The sequence below is a fragment of the Acetatifactor sp. genome (assembly GCF_982438285.1).
The window spans coordinates 1-7,680 of record NZ_CEWDFQ010000137.1 but is presented as its reverse complement, the minus strand read 5'-3'; the positions used below and the strand labels follow the sequence as shown (position 1 = coordinate 7,680).

Below are 7,680 nucleotides of genomic sequence, written 5' to 3'. Positions count from 1 at the left end.
ATTCAATAGTAAATATATTATCCGCCACATCTGAAGCCGGCAAAAGTACAGTTGTCTCATTTCCACCAATATCCAGAACAGTAGTTTCTCTGCCTCCTGTGTTCAAAACAGTCGTCTCGTTTGCAGTCAGCTTCTGGGTACTGATTTTCTCAGTAGGCATTGCACCATACAAGGGCCCCGTAGTATGTTTATGAAGCCTTCCTGAAATGGATATCTTTTCAGTGATCTTTCCTCTTTCTGTATTCACCTTGCTGGATTTGTACGTTTTCTCACCTGTACTTTCATTTTTATTCCGAATATGTTCTATTGCCTTCTTTGCGTTGGCACCTGACAGGTCCCCGATCACATTAGGTATGTGGAGTACAAAAAATAAGATCACGGCAGTTACAAACAGCAATATGGAAAGACATAAACAGCCGATAAATATGTATCTGTATGTTTCGTATGTCATCCTTTCTCTCCTTCCCCTTGCCCTTCAATCCTGACAGATCTTATTTTGGTAACTGTAGTGTCAATACTGCTCTGTAATAGGTGAATATTATCCTGTAGGAATGTATTTGTAACCCTTTCGCTGTTGGCTGAAATGGATTCCAGCATGGTGATTATGTCTTCCGGTGAGGTAACCTCACAAAATTCAAGTGTATTGTTCTGAATCATATTTACAACTTCATTCCATACCCTAAGCTTTAAGTCGTCATCATACAGCTCAACATTATCTTTCAGCTCTGTCACCTGTGTCCATAAATTTTCATATTCCTCATAGAGTGCTGCATATTGCTCTGCCTTGGAATATTTAGAAATATTCTGGAGACAGGCTGATATATCACAATACATTGTAGCCACCGGGTAATCGTCCTTCGCATATTGGAACCAGGTTGCCGCCGTTGCATATTTATCCCTTTCCACTCCTATATTATAGTAAAACAAATATGCCTCTCCAATCTCATAGCAAACCTGCGCATATCCCGTAGGATTTCCAGTTTGAAGCTGCTCCAGGACGTCAACCGTATAGGTATATCCCCGAGCGTCCTGTTCGTCCAGACCGCCCCTTAGTTTGACAAGTACTGCATTCTCCTCTGCACTCAATTCTCCATCCGAAAGCAGATAGGAAACAAGTCCCCTGTAATCATCCGAACCCAAATATGCCTCCGTTCGAACGGGGTCCGTTAAAATAGCCTCATAGTAATCCTCTACCGAAGAGGCATTTGCCATAATATAATCATAGTTGTCACTTTTCTTTTCCTCAGCGGAGAGGTATCCCCAAAGGGAAACTCCAGCGAATGCAGCAGAAAATCCCACCGTAGAAAGAAATAATCCCAGCTTCCGCTTTTGCTTTTTCCGGTGAATGTCATCCATTTCTTCATAATGCTCAAGCGCATACATCATTTCTGCTGCCGATTGGTAGCGGTCATTTGGATCACGCTGTGTACATTTTAAAATGATCCTTTCCAGTCCGCCTGACAATGCGGGATTGATTTCTCGTATCGGCTTTATTTCATAAGGTGGTTCACAAGGATTCATACCTGTGACAAGATGATACAACGTGGCGCCCAGACAGTAGATATCTGTTCTCGCATCTGTCTGCCCCATGCCCCCAAACTGCTCCGGCGCTGCATAACCCACGGTACCAAGGCATGTGGTATCCGCCAAATTCTTTTCTTTATATTCTCTTGCCGTACCGAAATCTATCAGCATAACATTTCCGTCAGGCTTCAGCATAATATTGGCAGGCTTCATATCACGATAAATGATCGCGGGATTTCGGCTATGCAGATATCCCAGCACATCACATAGCTGCTTTGCCCATTCAATGACATTTTCCTGAGGCTGGGCGCCGTATTCTTCCAGCGCCTTGTTCAGCGAATTGCCCTGAATGTAGTCCATGATAATAATAAAGGATTCATCCGTATCAATTACATCAATAATACTTGGGAGATTAGGATGACTGAGTTTTTTCAGAATGTCCGTCTCCGCTATCAGCCCTTGCTTGACAGATTCAAAATCCAGAACACCGTCCTTGCGAACTTCTTTTACCGCCCATTGCTTATTTGCCTTCTCATTCATAGCGAGGTAAACGACGCTCATACCACCCTGACCAACTTTATTCAGAATTTTGTATTTGCCGTCCAGAATCGATCCTATCTCAAGCATTTAAATTTCCTCCTTAGAATGTTCGAATAAGCAATGCAGAAATGTTATCTCTCTCCTTGCGCTGTTTGTTCAATTCAATTAATTTGCGAAGATGCCTCTGCATTTCATCTGCATTTAAATTAATATCCGGAGCAAGCTCTGCGTAAATCTCATCTCCGGATATCTCATGCCGAAAGCCATCGGAGCAAAGCATGAATTCCTGCCCTGCATATGGTGTGCCAAAAAACATTTCCGGAAATACCATATCAGAGGCACCAATACATTGCAGCAGCACGTTCCGTCTCGGATCCTGTAATGCCTGTTCATATGTCATATTTCCAAGTTCGATTTCCCGGGCAACAAGCGTTTGATCCCGCGTAAGCTGTATCAGGGAATCGCCAATTGCATATGCACGGGAATCACCAACATTCATGAGATAGTATCTGCTCTGCGTGACCATCAAAATAACCGCAGTAGTTCCCAATGTCACATTGTGTTTTCTGCCATACTGGTGCAGCAGGATATTTTGCTCCTTAAGCACATTTTCCCACTGGAAACGTATCATTTCATCGTTTAGCTGCGAGACACATAAACCTGGCAACGTCTGGCGGACCCAGTTATCGAACGCCCGAATTACCGAGGCGCTGGCAATCTCTCCCCTTTCCAGTCCTCCCATTCCATCACACAAAATTGCAAATACCATTTTCCCTTGCCGGGTATTCATAACCTTTACCGACAGGCTATCTTGATTTGTATTTTTTCCCAATCCTATGTCCGTATCCGCAGCAATAATAAAATTCATGTGACCTCCTATGAAACCAAGCATTCAACGTGTTTTTATAAAAAATAGGGCTTGTCCATCGTAATATTTAACAGAATATTTTTCCGGATGGCTTAGTAAGTAAGTACACAAGGGTCTTTCTTTCATCAGTAAGAATGAATCGAATCCATATTTTTCAATGACTTTCTCTGCAAAATCTTCTGCATTTCCTGTGATATTCTGTAGATACATCAATGCACTGGCATCTCCCAAAATATTTCCTGCAAATAAATCTGCCCTGCTGTCCCAGAATACCGGAATTTCATTAAAAATAAGCTCACCGCTGTAATTGTATTCATTAAACAGGGCTGTAATGGCTTCCTCCTTCACTGCCTCCAGCATTTCATCGGACATTTCTGTTTTGACCATACGTACGCCATTATGGATATTTTGTGCAATTATCCCTACAGTACAAACACAAAGAAGCAGCGTTGCAGCAGTCAGCAAAGCCATCAATCGCTTTTCTGCCTTTGTTGTCATCTCCTTAATACGAATTTGAGGCACATACCTCATACAACAAAAATTTGCGGCCAGGCTCCACATAATAATAAATCTCTGGCTTCGAAAAAAAAGATAAAGAAATCCAGCAAATATCAGCAAATCAATAAGCCTGATTTCCATTTCTTCTGTAATAAAGCCTATGGCCATCAGCACAATAGGAAGAAAAAACAAAATTAACTGACCTATATCTTTTGCATCCGGCGCCGACCATTCGCTAATCAATTTCATTGAAATAGTATCACTGAGGTTACTATAAGGATATTTCAACACGCTTGCCCCAATGGGATTTATTAAAAGAGCCAATACTGACGTAATTGTAACAACTGCTAATTTCATCCTGCTGTTTCTGTCCCACTTTTTTGCCGCCACGCGCCCCATTCGAAATTCAAAAGTGCCTGCTGTCAAAAAAATCAAACACAAAACATAAACCATGCAAGACGAGCCCCCATGAATATTACTCCATAAGCAGGACAAAAACGGAATAAAATAAATACTCCTGGTTTTCGGGGCATCGTAAAATCGGTACAGTATTTTTAACTCCGCAAACAAAAACATAAAACTGAATATCTGAGGTCTGCCGTAAAAGAACATATACACTATGACAGCATATACTGCATAAAAAATACCGCAAAAGACAAAATTTCTGCCAACATATTTTCCGCCCTCCAGATAGCTGATGTTCAGAAAAATAACGCCTAATGCCATGGAGAAAAGGTAAACCCCATTGGAGCCGCCTAACTGAAATATCTTATAAAGTATTACTTCTGCCAGCCATTCATGCGCAGTCCATGGAATATGCTGCTCCATGCCATACCAGGAAAATATATCCTGTTTTGGCACCGTTTTATGGGTACATATCCACTCGCCAGCCTTAATATGCCACCAAAAATCATTTCCACTTACGCCGTCCTTAAAGCAATACAAAATGATAAGCATAAGCAGAATCCAAATCCAAAGAAAAGCCGCCTTCTGTGTTTTAGTAAAGCCGGAATTCAAATTCTTCATTTGCAAACTGAATCTTTGTCCCATGTGAAAGCTTTGTCTCCACATTGCTCTGTATCATCATGCCGTTTACATAAGTATGGTTTGTTGAATTTGTGTCCACTACGTAGTATTCCTCTCCCCGAATAATTATGTTTGCATGGCTTCTGCTGATAGCGGAATTGTCTCCTATAAAATAATCCACATAACTTCGCTCTTTGCCAATACGGAATACCGGCTTGTCAATTATGACCTTTGACTGATCCTTACTGCGCAATAAAAAAGGCCTTGTCTCAATTTGTGAATTCACCGCACTGAGCACGGTCGTCTCACCAATGCCATTGGAAGCATTTAATACTGTCGTTTCCCCAAAATTGACAGACGGCTGCTGCACTGCATAAACAGGTTTCGCTGCAGCGGGCGGTGTCTGCGGCAGCTGTACGGGTATCTGCGCTGTACCAAGGGGGACTGACGGTTGGGTCGTCTGTGCTTTTTCAGGTTGGGGAATTGCTGCTTTCCCATCAGGCATTTCCTGCCCAGGAATTGCAAATCCGGCATTTATCTGCTTTTTTTCACTTTTTTTCCCAGTCTTTCCACTATTTTTTCTTTCATTTTTCTGCTTTTTATATAACTCTTTATTTTCTTTGCTGTAATGTGTCAGCAAAGTCATCATACTGATCTTTTTTTCCTGAGGATTCGCACCTGGCTTTGCAGCCTGGGTTTGCTGCGGTATCGTCTGCCGGAATGCCTCCGCCTGAGGCACTGGAATCTGTGCCGCTGATGAAGATACTTTTGGCTGAGGTATGGAAGTCTGTACTGCAAGTTCCTGTACCAGCGGCTGCTGCGCAGAAGACTCCAATATGGGTTTCTGTGCTGCAGGCTGCTGCGCAGGAGGCTGTACTGACGGCTGCTGTATAGGAACCTGTACTGTAGGTTGTCGTACAGGCTGAACATCCGTCATAATTCCATCCAATACCGATTTAAAGTTTTCTAATGAAAAGACAGGAGAACTATTTAAATAATTAATAATTTTTGCCACATAATCGCAATTCTCTGTCTGGTCAAACTGTGTGCTGAATACAATAATCTTAAATAATTTTCCAAGATCCACCGTCTGTGGCTGCTCTTTCATGATCGGCAGGCAAACCAGATTCGTCTCGCATGTAGAGACATCTGTATAAATATAATCAAGGTCCAATAATATATTGGTTGGATTAATCATATATTCTTCCGCAGATATCATTGCATTTACGATCCCGGAAAAAACCCCTGTCAGCCTTTTTTTATTTACAATGCCTGAAAAAAATTGTTTGACAGATACTTTTGCGGTAACGTTGTATTTAATGAACCGTTCTCCATCCATCTGCGTAAATACCGCCGGAATCAGGCCCGTAATGGTATTATTTGTGAGCATTCCGAGACTCAGGGTGTCCAAATTATCGCTTTCCGATATCTTGTATACTAAATAGGTACTCGTACCTTGGTTCTCATATGTAAATTCCATTACGTCCTCCTTAGTGATTATATTTGTATAAAACGATCAGCTTCCAGCCTGCTACTTCATTTATATAAGCGGCACCATTACTGTTAAAATCCATTGCATTCACATATGTACCCCCAAGGACCAGATTGTTGTCTGTATCAATATAGCCCCAGCCATTGACCGTTTCTACTGCTGCATATCCGTTGGAAAAGCTTTTTGCATTAGTATACTGTGGTTCTATTTCTATTTCTCCGTCAACATTCACAAATCCCCACGCTCCGTCTATTTCAACTGCAGCCCAGCCGTTAGCATTAAATATATCTGCATTTTGATATGCCTGCTCTGTAATTCGCTCTCCTTTGGAATCTATCATATAAAACAAGCCGCTTTTTTCCACAAAAAGCCGGTCTAGTCTGCAGACGATTCCTTTTTCATCACTTATCACAGAATCAAATGTATCTGAAATGATTGCCTCGCCTGCGCTGTTGACGATTGTCCACTTGCCATTGCTCTTTACTGCAGCCACCCCATTTCCTATAGAAGAAGCATCCTCATATCCCCCAAACAGACATTCTCCTTCCCTATTATAAAAATTCCAAACCTCGCCGTCATAAGCAGAAAACACATTATTTTCCAGCAAACCCAATACTTGAATATTCTTAAGGTTTGGCACCGCAATTTTTTTGTTCCCTTCGGCATCTATAAAATACGCCTCTCCATCCTGATCTATAACTGGCGCCACATCTGATGAGAACGGGCCAGCATACTGATATTGGGTCTTTACCGTAAGCTTTCCTGTTGTATCTGTATATCCCCAGTAAGAGTTTGTCTGTACAGGACAATAGCCTCCACTGTATATTCCTGCATTTTCATACTGGCCCGTTTCACTATATACATATTCAATAGAGTCTATTTCCGCTTCCAGCTTTTCTGAAACAATTCCCAGTTTGGCCGCCTTGTCATATAAATTAAAACATGCAACGTATTCCCCATACAGCGCATATACGGAAGCAAGATACTCATACACGCAAGTCGCCTTTGGATATGCAGAAACAGCGTCCTCACCCCAGCTGATTGCTTTTCTGCTCATATTGGCCTCAACATACATTTCGCCCAGCTCCACCCACAATTCAGGATAATCATTATTCTGTAAGGCTTCTTTATAATATTTCTCAGCATCCACCCAAACACCCATACTCCTTGCGTCTCTTGCAGCTTCCACGGATTCTGCATATGCTCTTTGCCTATCCGCGTTGCTGTCTATCTTCATGTAAATAGATGCTGCAAACACCAAAATGAGCGCTATGGGCACCAGAAATTTATAATTTTTCATATTAATCTATCCCTCTACATTCCCGTCATAAATATTGATAACAATGTTCCTATTGTTACTGCGGGGCCAAAAGCAATACTGTCTTTTCTTGTTTTCCGCTTTGTAGCCAACAGGAAAATAACCTGAAAAAAGCAGACAACCAGGGAAAAAAGCATAGCGGCCCATATTCCATCAAGACTCAGGAACAATCCCATAACGAGAAACAGCTTAATGTCTCCTGCTCCTATAGAATTTTTTATACATATTTTGCATAAAACGGTCGCCAGGAAAATGGCTCCTGCGGCAATTACTTCTGAGAGCAATGTAGCCAAAAAAACATTTCCTGCCGTCAAAAGCTCCAGAGGAATCAAGATCAAACGATACGCCAAGCCAAGTACAATATATTTATTTGGTATAATGCACTCTTTACTGTCAACGTATGCTATAGGACCT

At 41.8% G+C, this 7,680-nt stretch carries 6 protein-coding genes and 1 pseudogene; all 7 read right to left on the bottom strand.

Annotation, left to right across the window (positions count from 1 at the left end):
- Positions 1 to 451 (bottom strand): annotated as a pseudogene (locus tag AC1WIP_RS08330) (hypothetical protein); the annotation flags it as partial.
- Positions 448 to 2,151, bottom strand: coding sequence for a serine/threonine protein kinase (locus AC1WIP_RS08325; protein WP_481141407.1), 1,704 nt, complete (start codon positions 2,149 to 2,151; stop codon positions 448 to 450). The gene AC1WIP_RS08325 and the pseudogene AC1WIP_RS08330, both read right to left, overlap by 4 nt.
- Positions 2,152 to 2,164: 13 nt before the next feature.
- Positions 2,165 to 2,932 carry a PP2C family protein-serine/threonine phosphatase gene (locus AC1WIP_RS08320; RefSeq protein WP_481141406.1) on the bottom strand — a complete coding sequence of 256 codons (768 nt, stop codon included), beginning with the start codon at positions 2,930 to 2,932 and terminating at the stop codon, positions 2,165 to 2,167.
- A gap of 24 nt (positions 2,933 to 2,956) precedes the next feature.
- A complete protein-coding gene (locus AC1WIP_RS08315) occupies positions 2,957 to 4,480 on the bottom strand; it encodes a hypothetical protein (RefSeq protein WP_481141405.1) in 1,524 nt (507 codons plus the stop codon).
- Positions 4,428 to 5,936, bottom strand: a complete 1,509-nt coding sequence (locus AC1WIP_RS08310) for a DUF6382 domain-containing protein (protein WP_481141404.1) — start codon at positions 5,934 to 5,936, stop codon at positions 4,428 to 4,430. Before AC1WIP_RS08310 ends, AC1WIP_RS08315 begins: the two co-directional genes overlap by 53 nt.
- A gap of 10 nt (positions 5,937 to 5,946) precedes the next feature.
- Positions 5,947 to 7,185, bottom strand: a complete 1,239-nt coding sequence (locus tag AC1WIP_RS08305; RefSeq protein ID WP_481141403.1) for a WG repeat-containing protein — start codon at positions 7,183 to 7,185, stop codon at positions 5,947 to 5,949.
- A 77-nt stretch (positions 7,186 to 7,262) separates the two neighbouring features.
- The coding region (locus AC1WIP_RS08300; RefSeq protein WP_481141402.1) for a prepilin peptidase at positions 7,263 to 7,680 on the bottom strand (418 nt) is incomplete at its 5' end.

What these genes read in the sequence shown, in the direction of transcription:
- AC1WIP_RS08310 (WP_481141404.1), bottom strand. Translation starts at nt 5,936, where the DNA reads ATGGAATTTACATATGAGAACCAAGGTACGAGTACCTATTTAGTATAC.
- AC1WIP_RS08305 (WP_481141403.1), bottom strand. Translation starts at nt 7,185, where the DNA reads ATGAAGATAGACAGCAACGCGGATAGGCAAAGAGCATATGCAGAATCC.
- AC1WIP_RS08325 (WP_481141407.1), bottom strand. Translation starts at nt 2,151, where the DNA reads ATGCTTGAGATAGGATCGATTCTGGACGGCAAATACAAAATTCTGAAT.
- AC1WIP_RS08320 (WP_481141406.1), bottom strand. Translation starts at nt 2,932, where the DNA reads ATGAATTTTATTATTGCTGCGGATACGGACATAGGATTGGGAAAAAAT.
- AC1WIP_RS08315 (WP_481141405.1), bottom strand. Translation starts at nt 4,480, where the DNA reads ATGGGACAAAGATTCAGTTTGCAAATGAAGAATTTGAATTCCGGCTTT.